This window comes from Kitasatospora sp. NPDC059747 (assembly GCF_042732955.1).
GTDB lineage: Bacteria > Actinomycetota > Actinomycetes > Streptomycetales > Streptomycetaceae > Kitasatospora.
Window position 1 is genome coordinate 1 of record NZ_JBHWGV010000025.1, and the last position, 17,065, is coordinate 17,065.

The window sequence follows — 17,065 nt, forward strand, 5'->3', positions numbered from 1 at the left end:
GCCGTCGGCCGCGAGCCGGTCGGCGAGGCGCCGGGTGAAGTCCGCCGGGTCGTGGTCGCGGAACTCCCTCTCCAGCCCGGCGGAGTCCGCCCGCAGCAGGTCGCCGAGGTTCATTCCGCCGCCCGCCCCTCGCCCGACTCGCCGCCGCTGGCGTGCTCCAGCAGGTACTCCAGGTGCCGCCGCCCGAGGCTGTAGTAGGTGCGGGCGGTGGTGTGCGCGATGCCGAGCGCGCGGCCGATGTCCGGGTAGGAGAGGCCCGCCTGCCGCAGCCGGACGACGTCGGCCTGGACCGGGGCGCTGCGCGCGAGTTCGTCCATCGCCCAGTCCAGGGCGTCGAGTTCGGCGAGCTCCTCCAGCTCGTCCTGGCTGGTGTCCGGGCGCCGCTGGGCGATCACCCGGAGCCGCTTGCGCTCGGCGCGGTGGCGCTCGCGCAGGACGTCCACGATCGCGTCCTTGAGGACCTTGAACGCGAAGGCCCGCGGATCGGCGCTGGCCAGGGCCCTGCGCCAGTTCTGGTAGAGCACGGCACCGGCGTTCTGGACGGCGTCCTGCGCGTCCTCGCGGTGGCGCAGCCGCTGCTGCGCGTACCGGAGGTAGCCGGGGTTCTCGCGGGTGAAGAAGGCCTCGAAGTCGGCCGGAAGGCCGTCGAGCGGGTCCGTCCGCACGTCGTGCTCCTCGCCCGGCCCGGGGGTGGTCGGCACGCGCTTCCCCTTTTCGGTGAGTCGGTCGGCCGGCCCACCGGTTGGCACGCCGACGGCCCCGCGGGGGGCTCGTGGTGTAACCGTCCCGGAGCAGCGGGTTGTTGACCCGAAGCGGTGGGCAATAATCGACCGCTTCCGTTCACTTCCGGACACCCGCGCTGACCTGCCGGTTCCGGCCCGTCCGGCCTACCGGCCCGGCGCGACAGTGACGCAGATCACACTCAAGGGTTTCGCCGACTTGACCCGCGGCGCGCGGCCCCACTCGACCGACCACACCGGACCCGGCAGGGCCGGGCCTACTCGACCGGTTCGACGGCCGCCGAGTCCAGCGCCGCGGTCACCTGGTCCAGCAGGACGCGCAACGCGGCGAGGTCCTCGACGGGCATCCCGGTCGCGGTGAGCAGCCGGCGCGGCACCTGCCCGGCGCGCTCGCGCAGCGCGACGCCCTCCGGGGTGAGCGCGACGGTCACCGACCGCTCGTCCTCCGGGCTGCGCTCGCGGCGCACCAGGCCGGCCGCCTCCAGCCGCTTGAGCAGCGGCGACAGCGTGCCGGAGTCCAGCCGCAGCCGCTCGCCGATCCGCTTGACCGGCAGTTCGCCGTCCTCCCACAGGACGAGCATGACGAGGTACTGCGGGTAGGTGAGCCCGAGGTCCTTGAGCAGCACCCGGTAGACGCCGCCGAAGGCGCGGGAGGCCGCGTTCAGCGAGAAGCAGATCTGCTGGTCGAGGCGGAGCAGGCGCTCGTCCGACGCGGCGGGGTGTCCGGGAGGCGTGGTCATGCACCCATGGTACCGATCGGGTTCACGCGATTGAGTTGTGCGCAACTGAATTGCGTGCTCTACTTGTCATCGGCAGGACGCCGCAGCGGAGCACCGCAGCGGGAGCGAAGCCGAAAAAGCAGACCAGCAGGAACAGCAGAAGGGAACGCATCATGGACGCGCTCTACACCGCAGCCGCCACCGCGAACGGCCGTGAGGGCCGCGCCGTCAGTTCCGACGGGCAGCTGGACCTCGCCCTGGCGATGCCGCCCGCACTCGGCGGCAGCGGACAGGGCACCAACCCGGAGCAGCTGTTCGCGGCCGGCTACGCGGCCTGCTTCGCCAGCGCGCTGGGCCTGGTCGGCCGGCAGGCCCGGGTCGACACCAGCGAGGTCTCGGTGACCGCCGAGGTCTCCATCGGCAAGGACGGCGCCGGCTTCGGCCTCTCCGTCGTGCTGCGCGTCGAGCTGCCCGAGTCGCTCGCGGGCGAGAACGGCGAGCTGCTGGTCAAGCAGGCGCACGAGGTGTGCCCGTACTCCCGCGCCACCCGCGGCAACATCCCGGTCGAGCTCGTCGTCGAGTAGCCGTCCGGCCGCCGCCCCGCCCGATCACCCGATCACGGCAGCGGGCAGCCGCGGCGAACCGCCGCCACGGACCTCCGGGGCCCGCCGCACACCCCCGATGCGGCGGGCCCCGGCCCGTACCCCCGCCTCACCCGCCTGGCCCCGGACCCGGCCCGTTCGCGGACCGCAACGTGTCCAGTCTGAGCCGGTACTCGTCCGCGTCGATCTCCCCGCGGGCGAACCGCTCCGCGAGCAGCTGCTCCGGGGTCGGCCCGGTCATCCCCGCCCTCAGCGGCCCGGCGGCGGCCGCGCCCTGCGGCAGCGGCCGGTGCGAGCGCGAGACGTACCGGGACAGGGCGACGGCGGCGAGCACCAGCAGCACCAGGACCAGCAGCATCACGAGCACCATCAGGCCGATGCCCCAGCCGCCCAGCCCGTGGTGCACGTACCCGTGCCAGTGCCTCATCGGGACCTCCTCCTCCGGCCACGGCGGGCCTGTCGAGGTGACTGTCGCCAGTACCACCATCGTGCGCCCGCGGACCCCCGAAGTGCGCTGAGGAAAGCGTGAGAAAACGTTCCGGCGCCACCGGCGCTCCGGGCCGGGGTAGCGTTCGGCCCATGGACCACCACACACCGGCCGGCGAGCGCTCCGCCGAGCAGCTCGTCGCCGCAGGGGTGCTCCGCCGCCACCCGGACGGCCGCCCGCACCCCGCGCTCGGCCACTCGCCGATCTCGTACGTCTCCGCCGCACTGTGGGCCGAGCTCACCGCGCTCGCCATCGCCCCGGCCGCCGCCGAGGCCACCGCCCGCGCGCTGCTGGACACGATCGCCGCCGACGCCGTGGACGCGGCCCTCGCGCCGGGCAACGAGACCGCCCCGCGCGACGACCTCTACGTGACGCACCCCGCGCACATCGGCCGGCACCGCCGGGTCGTCTGGTTCCAGCGCTCCGGCCCGCGCGGTCCGATCATCGCCACGTTCCCGCCCGAACACCGACCGAGCTGAACGCCCCGAACACCCCGACGGCTCCGGGGCTCATCTCTCCACGGTCAGGCTGTGGCACACCCAGCTGAGCCGGTCCGGCCCGCCAACCGCCGGCCGGTCGTGGTACACCCCGTCCGCCACCGACAGGTTGACGATCAGGTACGCGTGCCAGCCCGCCCCGACCCCGTGCAGGTCGGCGTACACGAGCTCGTCCCCGACGTACCAGTCCACCGAGTGCGCGCCGAACACCACGCGCATCCCGAAGGTCGCGCCCGGGCCGATGCCGCTGCCCTCGCCGTGCCAGTACCGGAACCCGCCGCGGACGTGGTTGGAGACCTCCAGGAGGTCCGGGTGGTCCGGGTGGTACTCGAAGACGTCCACCTCGTTGCCGCCGTCCCGCCAGGTCCAGATCGCCGGCCACGCGCCGACGTCGACGGGCAGCGTGACGAGCGCCGACAGCTCGTCCCCGGTGCGGACCTGGAAGCCCTCGGGACTGCCCTCGGTGGTCAGCAGGCTGCACGTCCACAGCCCGCCCGCGTGCCGGCGGGCAGCCGTGAAAACGCCCCCGGGGCAGTACGAGCGGCTGAGGTAGTCGAGTTTGTGGTCGCTCCGGTTCGTCGGCCCCATCCGGGGATACGCGCTGCTGCGCCCGGCGATCCACTGCCTGGTCGAAGTGAAGTCCGCGTCGAACACGACTGCCACGGCCGCCTCCCCGGTGCTCCGCCGACCCGGCAGTCCTGCCCGCCGGGCACACAGAGTGAGTTACCCGATACGCTCCGCAGTATGCGGAGGTGAACCGGGCTATCCGGGCCCTTCCCACGGGCACCGTCAACTCCAGCTTTCCCACCCGGAGTTGACGGCGAACCATCAACCGACGACGGCGGTCGCGCCCCCGGAGTCGAGCCGGTCGGTCACCGACACCACGCCGTCCACCGAGCGGCACAGGTTCAGCACGATCGGCACGAGGTGCGGCTCCGGCACGGTGCCGCTGAGCACCACCCGGCCCTGGTCCACCTCCACGCCGATCTCGGCCGGGCTGACACCGTCGATCCGCCCGAGCACCTCCTCGACGATCTCGCGCCGGATCACCCGGTCCTCGCGCAGGAACACCCGCAGGAGGTCCCCGCGGCTCACCATGCCGATCACGCGACCGTCCTCGTCCAGCACCGGCAGGCGCTTCAGCCCGTGCCGGCTCATCAGCCGGGCCGCCGCGACGACGCTGGTGCCGGGCGTGGTGCAGACCGGCTGCGTCGTCATCAGGTCCGCCGCCGTGACGGTGCCGCCGGGCCCCGCCTGCGCCGACTCCGGGGCCGGCAGCAGGCTGCCCGTGTCCTCCTGGGCGGCGAGGGTGCGCAGCAGGTCCGCCTCCGAGACGACGCCCAGCGGCCGGCCGTCGGCGTCGACCACCGGCACGCCGGTGATGTCGTAGTCGGTCAGCAGCGCGACGATCTCCCGGAAGCCGGTCTCGGGCGCGACCCGGACCACCGGGCTGGTCATCACTGATTCGACGGTGGCATGCCGCAACGCAGGTTCACCTCGTCCAACGGGTTCCTCCGGACGGTTCCTTCCGGCCGGTACCCGCAGCATGGCCCCCGACGGCGGCGATCGCCAGGGGCCAAGGGGCCGAACGGGTGGGACCTACGGCCCCCGGTCCGAACGCGGTGCCGACAGCGGAGGGCCGGGCCATCCTCCCGGGCCTCGCGCACCGGTCCGCCCGCCCGAGCGGCGATCCGCCGGCCCGAACGGCGCAACCATCACATGATCGACTCGTTGGACCGTCCACCACGACACGATCATGCTCCGGGGAGGGCCCGTTGGCAGGACCGACAGACACCGCCGCGCAGCCGTCCCGGCACCCGGTGGCCCAGGCCGAGGCCGCCCTGGTGCGCCACTACCGGCGGCTGGCCCGGCTCGCCTACCTCGCCCTGCCCGCCGACCGCGACCGGCACAGCCGGGTGCTCGCCGCACACGCCGCCGTCCAGCGCGCGCTGCCGTCCCGCTGGACCCGCCGCTCCGGTCCGGCGGACGGCGTCGACGACGACCCCGTCTACGGCGAGCTCCGCCACCGCGTCCTGCTCGCCGCCCTGCGCCCGCACCCCGCCCACCGGCTGCTGGCACCCCGCGCGTGGGGACTGCGGCTGTTCACCCCGCACGGCGACGAGGCGGACGCGGAGCTGGACCGGGCGCTCGCCGGGCTCGCCGCGCCAGCGCGGGTGGCGTTCGCCCTGCGCGCGGTCGAGGAGCTCACGCCGGAGCGCGTGGCGGAGGTCCTGCGCCGTGCGGGAGTCGAGCGCCCGGAGGACGCGATCGCGGCCGTTGCCGGCCTGCGCACGGACACGGAACCGCCCGCCTTCGACCCGTGCGCCGTCCGCGTCCAGGCCACCGACCTGCTGCGCCGTCGCCGTGCCCGCACCGCCGCGCTCGCCGTGGCCGTCCTCGGCCTCACCACCACCGCGGCCGTCCTCGGCGGCGGCTCCGGCGTCACCCCGCAAAGCCGCCCGCTGGTCGTCGCCCCGGCCGGCTCGGTCGTCGACCCGGCCAAGCTCGGCCACGTCCCGGCCGACCAGTGGCAGCACACCGCCCGGCTCGACTTCACCGCCTGGCCCGCGCGCGGCGACCGCCGCGACGACGACGCCCTGCTCGGCCGCGCCCTCGCCGCCTGGACTCACCCCGGCGCGCTGACCCGCGTCGAGCCCGGCGCCGACGCCACCCCGCCCGCCACCACGCCGAGCCTGCTGTTCGCCGGCACGGTGGACGGCACCGCCGTCGTCGTCCTGTACGACGGCCCGCACCTCGCCCGCTACACCGACGGCCCCGGCGGCGGCCTGGACCTCGCCCGCGCCGACGACTCCGACGTGACGACGGCGGGCGCCGTCGTGCTGCGCCGCCAGGGCACCACCGCCCGCTACCTCCTGGCCCCCTGGGTGGATGCCGCCGAGACCCGACGGATCGACCAACCCGACGCCCCCGCACGCGCGTTGGACCACCCGGACGGCATCACCGCGGCGGCGCCGACCGGCGCCCTCGCCGATTGCCAGGGTGCCACCGTGCTCCAGCTGCACTCCTCCCCCGTGGTCGCCGAGAAGCACACCTTCCTCCTCGCCGACGTCGGCGGCCTCGTGCCCGCCCACCTCACCTACACCCCGCCGCCCGCCCAGGGCACCCCCACCCCCACCGGCGGCCCCGGCCCTGCGCGCGCACCGCGCGAGGCCACCGGTCCGGACGCGCTCGTCGCCTGGGCGCACGGCGGGTGTGCCGTCCCGGACGCCACACCCGGTGTCAAACAGCTCGAACTCTGGGCGTTCGCCGTCCAGCCCCTGCCGCAGAACGCGGGCACCGCGACCTGGACGTGCCTGCGCACCGACCGCTGGAACGGCGACGGCAGCGCCGCGACCACCGTCCTGCTGCCCTCCGCCCGCGGCCCCCAGCGCACCGGCGGCGGCCAGGGCCGGGCGTGCAGCCGCTTCGAGCAGGACACCGTCGGCTCCACGTGGTGGCGCTCCCCGCAGGGCACCGAGTTCCTCCTCGCCGCCGGCAGCCGCCGCGTCACCCGGCTCACCGCCAAGGGCCCCGACTGGTCCGCCGACCGCCCCGCCCCGGACCACACCCTCGCCCTCGAACGCCCGGCCCCCGCGACCGCCCAGGTCGAAGCCGTCCTGGACAACGGCGCCCGCATCACACCACTGCGCTGACCGCCCCTCCGCTGACCGCCCTTCCGCCGGCCGACCTCAGCGCCCGACCGCCGACTCGGCCTCGTAGTCCGGCAGCTCGACACTGCTCACCTGCTTGCCCAGCGCCAGCATCCGGTCCAGCACCCACCGCCGGTTCAGCAGCGCATTGCGCACCCGCAGGCCGGCGGCGGTGCGCGGCGCCAGGAACGGGCCGGTGCGGTCCCCGCCCTTCTGGCACCCCTGGGCATAGCCGCGTAGCAGGCGCTCGTAGCGGGCGAAGGCGGTGCGGTGGTCGCCGCGCGCCCGGGCCAGCTCGCCCGCGAGGACGTACGCGGCCACGACGGCGGTGCCGGTGCCCATCCCGCCGATGGTGGCACCGCAGGCCGCGTCGCCGAGCAGGCCGATCCGCCCGGTCGACCACGCGGGGACGTCGGCCCGGCTGATCGAGTCGAAGTACAGCTCGGGCGCGGCCCGCAGGCTCTCCAGGAGCCGGGGCACCTCCCAGCCCAGGCCGTCGAACGCGGACCGGACGAATTCCTTCTGCTGCCCCGGGTCGTGGCGGTCGTGGACGAGCTCGGGGGACGCGAAGAGGAAGAAGGCGCCGGCCCGGGTCGGGTCGCGGTGGTCGGCGCCGACCGCGGCGAGCCGGCCGGGCACGTTCAGCCCGACCGAACCGGGCGCCAGGCCGGTGTCGTTGGGCAACTGCCAGGTGGCCGCGTAGTAGCCGAGGTGGCGGACGTACCGATCCTCGGGGCCGAAAGCGAGGCGCCGGACGGTGGAGTGCAGCCCGTCGGCGCCGATCACCAGGTCGAACTCGCGCTCCGCGCCGCGCCGGAAGGCCACCCGGACCCCGTTCGGCGTCTCCTCCAGCGCGGTGATCGAGTCACCGAAGACGTACTCGGCGCGGTCGGAGCTGCGCCGGTGCAGCAGTTGGGCCAGCTCGCCGCGCGGGACCTCCACGTCGCCGCCCGCGAACTCGGCGGGCAGGTGGAGGAGCCTGCGCCCGTCCGGGCCGACGAAGGTGATCGGACTGCCACCGGTGCCGAGCGCGCGCAGCTCGTCGAGCACGCCCATCCGTTCCAGCACGGTCAGGTGGGTCGTGCCACGGAAGTCGACGTCCTGCCCGCCGCCGCGCAGCGCGGGGGCCAGCTCGACGACGGTGACGTCGAAGCCGTACCGGCCGAGCCAGTGGGCGAGGGCAGGGCCGGCGATGCTCGCGCCCGAGATCAGGACCTTGGTGCTCACGGGAAACCACTCCGTCCGGAACGAGTCCACAACTGCGTCCATCAGACACAGTTACATTGCTGTGTACGGTAGACACAGTTGATTCCGGACGCAAGAGCCCGAGGAGCGGACGTGGCGGCAGACGTGGACGAGCCGGCGAACGAGACCGTCCGGCTCCTCTGGGGCCCGCCGGCCAAGCCCACGCGCGGGCCGAAGCCGGCCCTCAGCCTGGAGCGGATCGCCGCGGCGGGCATCGAGGTCGCGGACACGGAAGGCCTCGGCGCCGTCTCGATGCAGCGCGTCGCCGGTCTGCTCGACTACACGAAGATGGCGCTCTACCGGTACGTCCCCGGCAAGGCCGAACTCGTCGCACTGATGGTCGAGTTCGCTGTGGCCGAGCCGCCGGCCGGACCGGCGGACGGTCACTGGCGGGACCACCTCGCCACCTGGGCCCGGGAGTTGACACGGTCGTTCGTCGCCCACCCGTGGCTGCTCGACGCCACCGTCGGACCCCGCGTGATGGGCCCGAAAGAACTCGCCTGGCTGGAGCGGGTCGTGTCCGCCCTGGACGGCCACGGTCTGACCGGCGCCGAGCGCATGGACGCCGCCGTCCTGCTCGCCGGACACGTCCGCGGCATCGTCCAGCAGGCGCGCGCCGCCGGGGCGGAGGGCTCCCCCGAGGCCCGACTCCTGACCATCCTGGGCGGGCTGGTCCGGCAGCATGCCGACGACTACCCCGCCCTCGCCGCCGCGATGGCCGAACCGGGCGGCCGGGACAACGCCCTGGACTTCGGCCTCGCCCGGATCCTGGACGGCCTGGCGGCCCTGATCGAGCAACGCGCCGCCCGGCCGTAAATCCATTCGAAGCGGCCGGGGAGCGGTCGCTACGATGCCGCCCCATGGCGATGTTCGTGCACCTGACCTCGACCGCGGACGCACCGCGGGTCCGCCGCGCCGGCATCCGGGCCGACAGCCGCGGCCAGGGCGGCGCGCGCGGCGTGTACTGCTTCCCCGTCCTGCCCTCGTACACCCTGACCCACCAGTGGCTGCGCGAGCTGGCCCGGTTCGGCAGGCCGGGCGGGCTCGTCGCGGTGCACGTCCGCCTGCCCGACGACGAACCGGTCCTGGCCGGCCATTACCGGGACCGCGCCAAGGACGCCCAGCTCCCGATGACGGCCGCCGAGGCCGTGCACCGGATCCGCGCGCTGCCGGACCCGCGCGGCTGGGAGGTCTTCCTCTCCCGCGCCGTGGCCTCCCGCGAGATCCACCGGATCCGCACCGCCCCGCAGGTGACCGGCTGGCGCTACGTCCCGAACGCCCACGGCACCCGCCCCTGCACGTGCTACGGGTGCCAGGTCCTCGGCGGGTACGGCAGCCGCCGCCTGCGCGAACGCAATCCGCACCCCCTGGACGGCCCGCCCCCACCCGCACGCGTCCTCCTCGCCCGCATCGACGCCGCCGGCACCCCGGGCGACCCCGCCCGGCTCCGCGACACCCTCCACTGGTTCTCCCTGCGCCGCCGGGGCCCCGTCGAGCGCGTGGCCCACCTGGCCGACCACCCCGCCCCCGAAGTCCGCCAAGCCCTTGTCCAGGCCCTCAACGCCTGGTCCACCCCCGGCGCGCGCGAGCTCGTCACCGCCCTGGCCGCCGACCCCCACCCCGACGTCCGCGAGGCAGTCGCATGGGCCGCCTACAACTGGACCACCCCCGGCACGCGCGAACTCCTCACCACCCTGGCCGCCGACCCCCACCCCGACGTCCGCGCGGCGGCCGAGGCGGCCCTGGAGGACTGAACCCGTCAGTACCCCTCCCGCACCTCGAACACCCCGCCGCTCCAGTACACGGTGGGGTCGTCGGCGTCACTCGGCCAGTCGCTCTGCAGGTAGCGGCGGCCGCGGCCCAGGGCGCCGGCCTGGTGCGGGGTCAGGCGACCCTCCATCAGGTCGGCGGCCTCGGCGTCCGTGACGGGGAGCACGGTCCGGTACTGGGCGTCGTTGGAGGCAGCCCAGTCGACGTACTCGGTGAAGACACTCACGAAGGCCTGCGAGCAGAGCTCGCAGCGTTTGACGGAGACGATGAAGTGCGAGTCGTCCTGGATCATCTTCTCGATCCGGACCCCGCTGTAGCTGTAGTGGTGCTCCCGCGCCACCAGCGCGTCCTCGGCGCAGCACGCCTCACACCCGAAAGTCGCGAACTCCGTCATGCCGGCCCCCGTGAACGCTCGACCCGTTGGGGGCACATCGTACTCAGCGGGGCGCGCGCACTGCCGCCGCGCAACCGTCGGTCGGCGCCACGGCCGCGAAGTCCTCGTCCGTGCACGTCCGTTGCCCTAGCGTGGCGGGACGCGCGCCGTCGAGCCCGGGGTCGTCCGGGAGTTCCGGGAGTGACATGCCGAAACGCCGTTGCCCACGGCCGCAGTTGGTGCTGCTCGCGTTCCTGCTGACCGCCTGCGGCGGTACCGGAAGCGCCACCACCGGCCCGGCGACGCTCGACTGGTACAACTTCCCGGACGACTCCGGCGCCCTCCAACAGGCCGCCGACGTCTGCAGCCGGGCCGCCGGCGGCCGCTACACGATCCGGTACGACAAGCTCCCGCGCACCGCCGACGGCCAGCGCCAGCAGCTCGTCCGCCGGCTCGCCGCGCACGACGCGGGCGTGGACATCATGGGCCTGGACGTCACGTGGGCCCCGGAGTTCGCGGAGGCGGGCTGGATCCGCGAGTGGACGGGTGCGCAGAAGGACGAGGTCACCGCCGACACCCTCCCCGCCGCACTGGAGACGGCCACCTGGAAGGACCGCCTCTACGCCGCGCCGTACAACTCCAACACCCAGCTCCTCTGGTACCGCGACGACCTGACCCCCACCCCGCCCCGCACCTGGACCGAGCTGCTCGCGCAGGCGGACGCCCTCGCCAAGCAGGGCAAGCCGCACTACGTCGAGGTGCAGGGCGCCCAGTACGAGGGCCTGACCGTCTGGTTCAACACCCTCGTGAGCAGCGCCGGCGGCTCGGTCCTCACCCCCGACGCGAGCGCGCCGGCGCTCGGGCCGCCCGCCGTCACCGCGGCCGGCGTCATCCGTGACCTCGCCCGCTCCCCCGCCGCCGACCCGTCGCTCGCCAACCAGATGGAGGACCAGGACCGGCTCGCCCTGGAGTCCGGCACGGCGGCCTTCGAGGTCAACTACCCGTTCGTCTACCCGGCGATGAAGGCCGACCGCCCTGACCTGTTCCCCCACTTCCGCTGGGCGCCCTACCCCGCCGTCACCCCGGACCGCCCGGCCGCCGTCACGATCGGCGGCATCGACCTCGCCGTCGGCGCCTACGGCCACCACCCGGACCTCGCCCACGAGGCGACGCTCTGCCTGCGCAACCGCGACAACCAGCTCGTCAACGCGCTCAAGGGCGGCCTGCCGCCCTCCCTCCGGAGCCTGTACACCGCGCCGGAGCTGACCGACAGCTACCCCTTCGCCGCCGACGTCCTCACCGCCCTCGACAACGCCTCGCTGCGCCCGCGGACGCCCGCCTACCAGAACGTCTCGATCGCCATCGCCCACGCGCTGTCGCCGCCGTCCGCCGTGGACCCGGAACGCACCGTCGCCGACCTGTCCGGCCAGATCAAGGACGCACTCGGCTCGAAAGGGCTGATCCCGTGACCGCACCGCCGCCCGCCGCACCGCCGCCGCCCGCCGCACCGACGACCACCGCACCGACGACCGCCGCGGCCAAGGCGTCCGCCGGCTCCCGCGAGGAGCGCCGCCTCGGCTGGCTCCTGTGCGCCCCGGCCGTCCTCGTGATGGCGGCGGTCACGGCCTACCCGGTCGGCTACGCCGTCTACCTCTCGCTCCAGCGCTACGACCTGCGCTTCCCGCAGCACGCCCGCTTCGTCTGGTTCGACAACTACGCCGCCGTGCTGTCGAGTCCGTACTGGTGGCAGGCGCTGTGGGTGACGGTCGTGATCACCGTCGTCTCGGTGACGGTCGAGCTCGCGCTCGGCCTCGCGCTCGCCCTGGTGATGCACCGGACGGTCCTGTGGCGGGGCACCGTCCGCACCGCCGTCCTGGTGCCGTACGGCATCGTGACGGTCGTCGCCGCGTACTCGTGGCAGTACGCCTGGACGCCGGGCACCGGCTACCTGGCCGCCCTGCTCCCGGCGGGCAGCGCGCCGCTCACCGACCACTGGCAGGCGATCGGTCTGATCATCCTCGCGGAGGTGTGGAAGACGACGCCGTTCATGGCGCTCCTGCTGCTCGCGGGCCTCGCCCTGGTGCCCGAGGAGACGCTGCGCGCCGCCCAGGTGGACGGCGCGGGCCCGGCGCAGCGCCTGCGCCTCGTCGTCCTGCCGCTGATGAAGCCGGCGATCCTCGTGGCGCTGCTGTTCCGCACGCTCGACGCGTTCCGCGTCTTCGACGACATCTACGTGCTGACCGGCGGCTCCGACAACACCGGCTCGGTCTCGATCCTCGGCTACGACAACCTGTTCACCGCCCTCAACCTCGGCATCGGCTCGGCGATCTCGGTCCTCGTCTTCCTGTGCGTGGCGGCCATCGCCCTCGTCTTCGTCACGGTGTTCGGCGCGGCGGCGCCGGGCGCCGGGGAGGACCGCCGATGAACGCCGACACCCGCCGCTGGTCCGCGTGGACGATCGTCAACACCGTCGTCGTGCTCTACGCGCTGTTCCCGGTCTGGTGGATCGCCGCGCTCTCCTTCAAGGATCCGAGCACCCTCACCGACGGCGACTTCGTGCCCCGCCGCTGGACGCTGGAGAACTACCGCGGCATCTTCCGCACCTCCGAGTTCACCCGCGCGCTGCTCAACTCGGTCGGCATCGCCGTCATCGCGACCACCGTCGCCGTCGTGCTCGGCACCATGGCCGCCTACGCCGTCGCCCGGCTGCGCTTCCCCGGCAAGCGGCTGCTGATCGGCATGTCGCTGCTGATCGCGATGTTCCCGCCGATCTCGCTGGTGTCCCCGCTCTTCGACATCGAGCGCGTGCTGGGCCTGTTCGACACCTGGCCCGGTCTGATCATCCCGTACACGACCTTCTCGCTGCCGCTGGCGATCTACACCCTGTCCGCGTTCTTCCGGGAGATCCCGTGGGACCTGGAGAAGGCGGCCCGGGTCGACGGCGCCACGCCGTGGCAGGCGTTCCGGCTGGTCATCGCCCCGCTGGCGGCGCCCGGGGTGTTCACCACGGCGATCCTGGTCTTCATCTTCTGCTGGAACGACTTCCTGTTCGCGATCTCGCTCACCTCCACCCGCGCCGCGCGGACCGTCCCGGCGGCGATCGCGTTCTTCACCGGCAGCTCGCAGTTCCAGCAGCCGACCGGGTCGATCGCCGCGGCGGCCATGGTGATCACCGTCCCGATCGTGGTCTTCGTGCTGCTGTTCCAGCGGCGCATCGTGGCCGGCCTGACCGCCGGCGCAGTGAAGGGGTGACGGATGGCCGAGCTCGTCCTGGACGGACTCACCAAGCACTACCCGGACGGCGCGGTCGCCGTGCGGGGCGTCGATCTGACCATCGCGGACGGGGAGTTCGTGATCCTGGTCGGCCCGTCCGGGTGCGGCAAGTCCACCACCCTCAACATGATCGCGGGCCTGGAGGACATCACCGCGGGCACCCTGCGGATCGGCGGCCGGATCGTCAACGACCTCGCGCCGAAGGACCGGGACATCGCCATGGTGTTCCAGAGCTACGCCCTCTACCCGCACATGACGGTGCGCCAGAACATGGGCTTCGCCCTGCGGCTGGCCGGGGCGGACAAGGCGGAGATCGCCCGCAAGGTCGAGGAGGCCGCCCGCGTCCTCGACCTCACCGAGCACCTGGAGCGCCGCCCGGCGCAGCTCTCCGGCGGACAGCGCCAGCGGGTCGCGATGGGCCGGGCGATCGTCCGCGCGCCGAAGGCCTTCCTGATGGACGAGCCGCTGTCCAACCTGGACGCCCGGCTGCGGGTGCAGATGCGCACCCAGATCTCCCGCCTCCAGCGCCGCCTCGGCACCACGACGGTCTACGTCACCCACGACCAGGTCGAGGCGATGACGCTGGGCGACCGCGTCGTGGTGATGCGCGGCGGCGTCGTCCAGCAGGCCGGCCCACCGCAGGAGCTCTACGACCGCCCGGTGAACCTGTTCGTCGCCGGCTTCATCGGCTCGCCCGCCATGAACGTCCTGGACGCGACCCTGGAGGAGGGTGTGCTGCGCACCGCGCTGGGCGAGCTGCCCCTCGACGACCGGCTGCGGCGGCGGCTGGAGGAGGCCGACGCGCCGCGCCGGGTGGTCGTGGGCATCCGCCCCGAGCACTTCGAGGACGCGGCGCTGCTGGAGCAGCGGCGCGGCGGGCGGACGGTGACGGTGGGCGTCGAGGTGCTGGAGTCGGTCGGTTCGGACGTGTTCGTGCACTTCACCGCGCGGACCGGTGCCGGTTCGGGCTCCGACGGCGGCCCCGAGGTGGTGGCCCGGATCGGCACCGCCACGCGGGCCGCCGAGGGCCGCCCGCTGGAGCTGTGGGTGGACACCGCCCGGATGCACGTCTTCGACCCCGGCACGGGCGCCGCGCTCACCTCGGCGGCCCGCTGACCAGCGGCGCGGCCCGCCGAGGTGCCCGTCCGGCCGAATCGGGCGATCATGGGACGGACCCCGACGGGGCGGCCCCGCCCGAAAGGTGGACTGCGATGTTCCAGCTCCTGTGGATTCTGCTCATCGGCTTCGTCCTGGGCGTGCTGGCCAAGCTCATCCTGCGCGGGCCGCAGTCGATCCCGTGGTGGCTGACGATGCTGCTCGGTGCCGCCGGCGCCTGGCTCGGCAACGCGGTCTCCGGCTGGGTCGGCGTGCGCCACACGTCGGGCATCGACTGGATCCGGCACATCCTCCAACTGGCCTTCGCGGTGGCGCTGGTGGCCTTCGTCGCACCGGCCTGGTCCAAGTCCCGGCCGAACCGTTAGGCGCCTCGTCCGGCTCCCGGCCGAGCGGCCCTTCAGCCGACGTGCACGGCCGGGCGGCGGCCGCGGTCGGGCTCGGCCTCGCGCAGCACCTCGCGGGTGACCGGCGCGATCTCGCCCTGCCCGAGCAGGAAGAACCGCAGGAACTGGGCGAAGGGGTTGCCCTCCGTCCACTCGAAGTAGATGTGCGGCTGCTGCCCGGTCAGGTCCCTGACCCGGAGCAGCAGCGCCGCCAGCGCGTTCGGCACGCTGGAGCTCTCCAGCGCGAGCACGCGGTAGCGCTCGTGCAGCACCTCGCCGTGGACGGTCAGTTCGGCCTCGAAGTCGGACGGGTCGAGCACGGTGACCTCGACGAAGACGAGGTCGTCCTCGGCCGGGATGTCGTTGTCGGCGCGGATCTGGCGGATCTTGTCCCGGTACTCGGCGAGGTCGCGGCTGTTCGGCTCGTTGGCGATCAGCCGCAGCGGCCGGTGGGTGTAGTCGCGCACGAAGCGCTCGGCCGTCTCGTCCAGGACGACGTCGGTGACGCGCAGTTCGAAGGCGCGCTTGAGCCGGGAGAGGAAGGAGACCAGCATGATCCCGGCGATGAAGCAGGCGCCGATCTTCACGCCGTCGGACCGTTCGACGACGTTGACGACCGTGGTGTAGAGGAAGACCGCGGCGATCACCGCGAAGATGACGGTCCAGCGCTTCTCCCTGGCCTTGCGGGCGGCGATGGTGACGGCGACGGCGGCGGAGCTGATCAGCACCAGCACGCCGGTCGCGTAGGCGCCGCCCTGCGCGTCGACGTTGGCGTCGAAGATCCAGGTCACGAGGAAGGCGATCAGGGTGAGCACGATGACCGTCGGCCGCACGGCGCGCGCCCAGTGCGGGGCCATGCCGTAGCGGGGCAGGTAGCGCGGCATGAGGTTCAGCAGCCCGGCCATCGCGGAGGCGCCGGCGAACCAGAGGATGGCGATGGTCGACAGGTCGTAGACGCTGCCGAAGGCGCTGCCCAGGTTCTCGTGGGCGAGGTAGGCGAGCGCCCGCCCGTTGGCCGGGCCGCCGGTCTTGAAGGCGTCCTTCGGGATGAGCAGCGTCGTGATGAGGCTCGTGGTGATGAGGAAGACGCTCATGATCACGGCCGCGGTGGTGAGCAGCTTGCGGGCGCCGCGGATCCGCCCGGTCGGCTTCTCCTCGGTGTCGTCCGGGTCGCCCTCGATGTGGGGCATCACGGCGACGCCGGTCTCGAACCCGGAGAGGCCGAGGGCGAGTTTGGGGAAGACGATGAGCGCCACGCCGATCATCGCGAAGGCGTTGCCGTGCTCGGCGGTGAGCCCGTCGGTCCAGTCGCCGAACACGTGCGGGGTCTTGAACAGGTGCCAGATGCCGTTGGCGACGACCACGACGTTGAGCGCGAGGTAGACGGCGACGAGCACGACGGCCAGGCCGATCGCCTCGCTGAAGCCCTTGAGGAACACCGCGCCGAGCAGGGCCACCAGGATCAGCGTGAGCAGCACCTGCTTGCCGGACAGGGCGCTGTGCAGGTGGGGGTTCTCGATCAGGTGCGCGGTGGCGTCGGCGGCCGACAGCGTGATGGTGATCATGAAGTCGGTGGCGGCGAAGCCGAGCAGCGTCAGCACGAAGAGCTTGCCCTGCCAGAACGACAGCAGCCGTTCCAGCATGGCGATCGAGCCCTCGCCGTGCGGGCTCTCGACGGCCACCCGGCGGTAGACCGGCAGCGCGCCGCAGAGGGTGACGAGCACCAGCACGACCGTCGCGACCGGCGAGAGCAGGCCGGCGGCGAGGGCCGCGATGCCGGGCTGGTAGCCGAGGGTGGAGAAGTAGTCGAGGCCGGTCAGGCACATGACGCGCCACCAGGCCGCGCCCTTCTCGTGCGGGGCCTGCGCGTGCGGCCCGGGGTGCTGCTTGGCCATGTCCGCCAGGCCTTCCAGCATCCAGGCCCGGAACCTCGTGCCGCGTGTCGGAGGGGCCACCCCCGGGTCGGCCGTACCCGACGAAACCACGTACACCCCTGTCCATGACTCGTGTCGATGTGTCGATGACGCGGCCGGGCCGCCACGGCTCCTGACCCCCTGGCCGCCGGGCGGACGGCCCGGTCAGGCTAAGGGACCGGATCGGCGCCGCAGGGGAACCGCGCGACCGGACGCGCCGGGGAGCCCCCGGACGGCCCTCTCCGGTGGCGCACGGGCGCGGGACGTGCGGCGAGGGCGCGCGAACCCGTCGCAAGC

General features: G+C 73.7%; 18 protein-coding genes. 10 read left to right on the plus strand and 8 right to left on the minus strand.

Annotation, left to right across the window (positions count from 1 at the left end):
* Positions 1 to 110: 110 nt before the first annotated feature.
* Positions 111 to 701 carry an RNA polymerase sigma factor gene (locus ACFV4G_RS13595; protein WP_380439737.1) on the minus strand — a complete coding sequence of 197 codons (591 nt, stop codon included), beginning with the start codon at positions 699 to 701 and terminating at the stop codon, positions 111 to 113.
* Between the two features lie 296 nt (positions 702 to 997).
* A complete protein-coding gene (locus ACFV4G_RS13600) occupies positions 998 to 1,480 on the minus strand; it encodes a MarR family winged helix-turn-helix transcriptional regulator (protein ID WP_380439739.1) in 483 nt (160 codons plus the stop codon).
* A 152-nt stretch (positions 1,481 to 1,632) separates the two neighbouring features.
* Here ACFV4G_RS13600 and ACFV4G_RS13605 point away from each other — a divergent pair, with 152 nt between their 5' ends.
* Positions 1,633 to 2,043: an organic hydroperoxide resistance protein gene (locus ACFV4G_RS13605; protein ID WP_359958273.1), complete on the plus strand. Its 411-nt coding sequence runs from the start codon at positions 1,633 to 1,635 to the stop codon at positions 2,041 to 2,043.
* 127 nt (positions 2,044 to 2,170) lie between these two features.
* Here the strand turns inward: ACFV4G_RS13605 and ACFV4G_RS13610 are convergent, their stop codons facing one another.
* A complete protein-coding gene (locus ACFV4G_RS13610) occupies positions 2,171 to 2,488 on the minus strand; it encodes an SHOCT domain-containing protein (RefSeq protein WP_380439741.1) in 318 nt (105 codons plus the stop codon).
* A gap of 152 nt (positions 2,489 to 2,640) precedes the next feature.
* Here ACFV4G_RS13610 and ACFV4G_RS13615 point away from each other — a divergent pair, with 152 nt between their 5' ends.
* Complete coding sequence (locus ACFV4G_RS13615) at positions 2,641 to 3,027, plus strand: hypothetical protein (RefSeq protein WP_380439743.1); 387 nt, start codon at positions 2,641 to 2,643, stop codon at positions 3,025 to 3,027.
* A 30-nt stretch (positions 3,028 to 3,057) separates the two neighbouring features.
* Here ACFV4G_RS13615 and ACFV4G_RS13620 read toward each other — a convergent pair whose 3' ends face one another.
* Both ACFV4G_RS13620 and ACFV4G_RS13625 read right to left on the minus strand, forming a co-directional pair.
* The gene (locus tag ACFV4G_RS13620) at positions 3,058 to 3,708 is read right to left on the minus strand and encodes a beta-glucanase (RefSeq protein WP_380439745.1); all 651 of its coding nucleotides are present in this window, start codon (positions 3,706 to 3,708) and stop codon (positions 3,058 to 3,060) included.
* A gap of 165 nt (positions 3,709 to 3,873) precedes the next feature.
* Positions 3,874 to 4,503 (minus strand): CBS domain-containing protein, encoded by a 630-nt coding sequence (locus ACFV4G_RS13625; RefSeq protein WP_380439746.1) that lies wholly within the window; start codon positions 4,501 to 4,503, stop codon positions 3,874 to 3,876.
* A 317-nt stretch (positions 4,504 to 4,820) separates the two neighbouring features.
* On the opposite strand from ACFV4G_RS13625, the gene ACFV4G_RS13630 reads away from it, so the two are divergent.
* A complete protein-coding gene (locus ACFV4G_RS13630; protein WP_380439748.1) occupies positions 4,821 to 6,698 on the plus strand; it encodes a hypothetical protein in 1,878 nt (625 codons plus the stop codon).
* Positions 6,699 to 6,734: 36 nt separating this feature from the next.
* Here the strand turns inward: ACFV4G_RS13630 and ACFV4G_RS13635 are convergent, their stop codons facing one another.
* Positions 6,735 to 7,922: an FAD-dependent monooxygenase gene (locus ACFV4G_RS13635; protein ID WP_380439750.1), complete on the minus strand. Its 1,188-nt coding sequence runs from the start codon at positions 7,920 to 7,922 to the stop codon at positions 6,735 to 6,737.
* Positions 7,923 to 8,033: 111 nt separating this feature from the next.
* Between ACFV4G_RS13635 and ACFV4G_RS13640 the strand changes: the two genes are divergently transcribed.
* Both ACFV4G_RS13640 and ACFV4G_RS13645 read left to right on the plus strand, forming a co-directional pair.
* Complete coding sequence (locus tag ACFV4G_RS13640; RefSeq protein ID WP_380439752.1) at positions 8,034 to 8,756, plus strand: TetR/AcrR family transcriptional regulator; 723 nt, start codon at positions 8,034 to 8,036, stop codon at positions 8,754 to 8,756.
* 44 nt (positions 8,757 to 8,800) lie between these two features.
* Entirely contained in the window at positions 8,801 to 9,694 is an 894-nt protein-coding gene (locus ACFV4G_RS13645) for a HEAT repeat domain-containing protein (protein WP_380439754.1), read from the plus strand.
* Between the two features lie 5 nt (positions 9,695 to 9,699).
* On the opposite strand, the gene ACFV4G_RS13650 is transcribed toward ACFV4G_RS13645, so the two are convergent.
* Entirely contained in the window at positions 9,700 to 10,104 is a 405-nt protein-coding gene (locus ACFV4G_RS13650) for a hypothetical protein (RefSeq protein WP_380439756.1), read from the minus strand.
* 185 nt (positions 10,105 to 10,289) lie between these two features.
* On the opposite strand from ACFV4G_RS13650, the gene ACFV4G_RS13655 reads away from it, so the two are divergent.
* The 5 genes from ACFV4G_RS13655 to ACFV4G_RS13675 all read left to right on the plus strand — a co-directional run bounded on the left by ACFV4G_RS13655 (position 10,290) and on the right by ACFV4G_RS13675 (position 14,837).
* Positions 10,290 to 11,552, plus strand: coding sequence for an ABC transporter substrate-binding protein (locus ACFV4G_RS13655; RefSeq protein ID WP_380439758.1), 1,263 nt, complete (start codon positions 10,290 to 10,292; stop codon positions 11,550 to 11,552).
* Positions 11,549 to 12,508: a carbohydrate ABC transporter permease gene (locus tag ACFV4G_RS13660; protein WP_380439760.1), complete on the plus strand. Its 960-nt coding sequence runs from the start codon at positions 11,549 to 11,551 to the stop codon at positions 12,506 to 12,508. The genes ACFV4G_RS13655 and ACFV4G_RS13660 overlap by 4 nt, the downstream gene beginning before the upstream one ends.
* Entirely contained in the window at positions 12,505 to 13,335 is an 831-nt protein-coding gene (locus ACFV4G_RS13665; RefSeq protein WP_380439762.1) for a carbohydrate ABC transporter permease, read from the plus strand. The genes ACFV4G_RS13660 and ACFV4G_RS13665 overlap by 4 nt, the downstream gene beginning before the upstream one ends.
* Positions 13,336 to 13,338: 3 nt before the next feature.
* Positions 13,339 to 14,472, plus strand: coding sequence for an ABC transporter ATP-binding protein (locus ACFV4G_RS13670; RefSeq protein WP_380439764.1), 1,134 nt, complete (start codon positions 13,339 to 13,341; stop codon positions 14,470 to 14,472).
* A 95-nt stretch (positions 14,473 to 14,567) separates the two neighbouring features.
* A complete protein-coding gene (locus ACFV4G_RS13675; RefSeq protein WP_380439766.1) occupies positions 14,568 to 14,837 on the plus strand; it encodes a GlsB/YeaQ/YmgE family stress response membrane protein in 270 nt (89 codons plus the stop codon).
* A 32-nt stretch (positions 14,838 to 14,869) separates the two neighbouring features.
* Here ACFV4G_RS13675 and ACFV4G_RS13680 read toward each other — a convergent pair whose 3' ends face one another.
* The gene (locus ACFV4G_RS13680; RefSeq protein ID WP_380439768.1) at positions 14,870 to 16,771 is read right to left on the minus strand and encodes an amino acid transporter; all 1,902 of its coding nucleotides are present in this window, start codon (positions 16,769 to 16,771) and stop codon (positions 14,870 to 14,872) included.
* Between the last annotated feature and the right edge of the window lie 294 nt (positions 16,772 to 17,065).

What these genes read in the sequence shown, in the direction of transcription:
- ACFV4G_RS13600 (WP_380439739.1), bottom strand. Translation starts at nt 1,480, where the DNA reads ATGACCACGCCTCCCGGACACCCCGCCGCGTCGGACGAGCGCCTGCTC.
- ACFV4G_RS13605 (WP_359958273.1), top strand. Translation starts at nt 1,633, where the DNA reads ATGGACGCGCTCTACACCGCAGCCGCCACCGCGAACGGCCGTGAGGGC.
- ACFV4G_RS13610 (WP_380439741.1), bottom strand. Translation starts at nt 2,488, where the DNA reads ATGAGGCACTGGCACGGGTACGTGCACCACGGGCTGGGCGGCTGGGGC.
- ACFV4G_RS13615 (WP_380439743.1), top strand. Translation starts at nt 2,641, where the DNA reads ATGGACCACCACACACCGGCCGGCGAGCGCTCCGCCGAGCAGCTCGTC.
- ACFV4G_RS13625 (WP_380439746.1), bottom strand. Translation starts at nt 4,503, where the DNA reads ATGACCAGCCCGGTGGTCCGGGTCGCGCCCGAGACCGGCTTCCGGGAG.
- ACFV4G_RS13645 (WP_380439754.1), top strand. Translation starts at nt 8,801, where the DNA reads ATGGCGATGTTCGTGCACCTGACCTCGACCGCGGACGCACCGCGGGTC.
- ACFV4G_RS13650 (WP_380439756.1), bottom strand. Translation starts at nt 10,104, where the DNA reads ATGACGGAGTTCGCGACTTTCGGGTGTGAGGCGTGCTGCGCCGAGGAC.
- ACFV4G_RS13655 (WP_380439758.1), top strand. Translation starts at nt 10,290, where the DNA reads ATGCCGAAACGCCGTTGCCCACGGCCGCAGTTGGTGCTGCTCGCGTTC.
- ACFV4G_RS13665 (WP_380439762.1), top strand. Translation starts at nt 12,505, where the DNA reads ATGAACGCCGACACCCGCCGCTGGTCCGCGTGGACGATCGTCAACACC.
- ACFV4G_RS13670 (WP_380439764.1), top strand. Translation starts at nt 13,339, where the DNA reads ATGGCCGAGCTCGTCCTGGACGGACTCACCAAGCACTACCCGGACGGC.
- ACFV4G_RS13675 (WP_380439766.1), top strand. Translation starts at nt 14,568, where the DNA reads ATGTTCCAGCTCCTGTGGATTCTGCTCATCGGCTTCGTCCTGGGCGTG.
- ACFV4G_RS13680 (WP_380439768.1), bottom strand. Translation starts at nt 16,771, where the DNA reads ATGCTGGAAGGCCTGGCGGACATGGCCAAGCAGCACCCCGGGCCGCAC.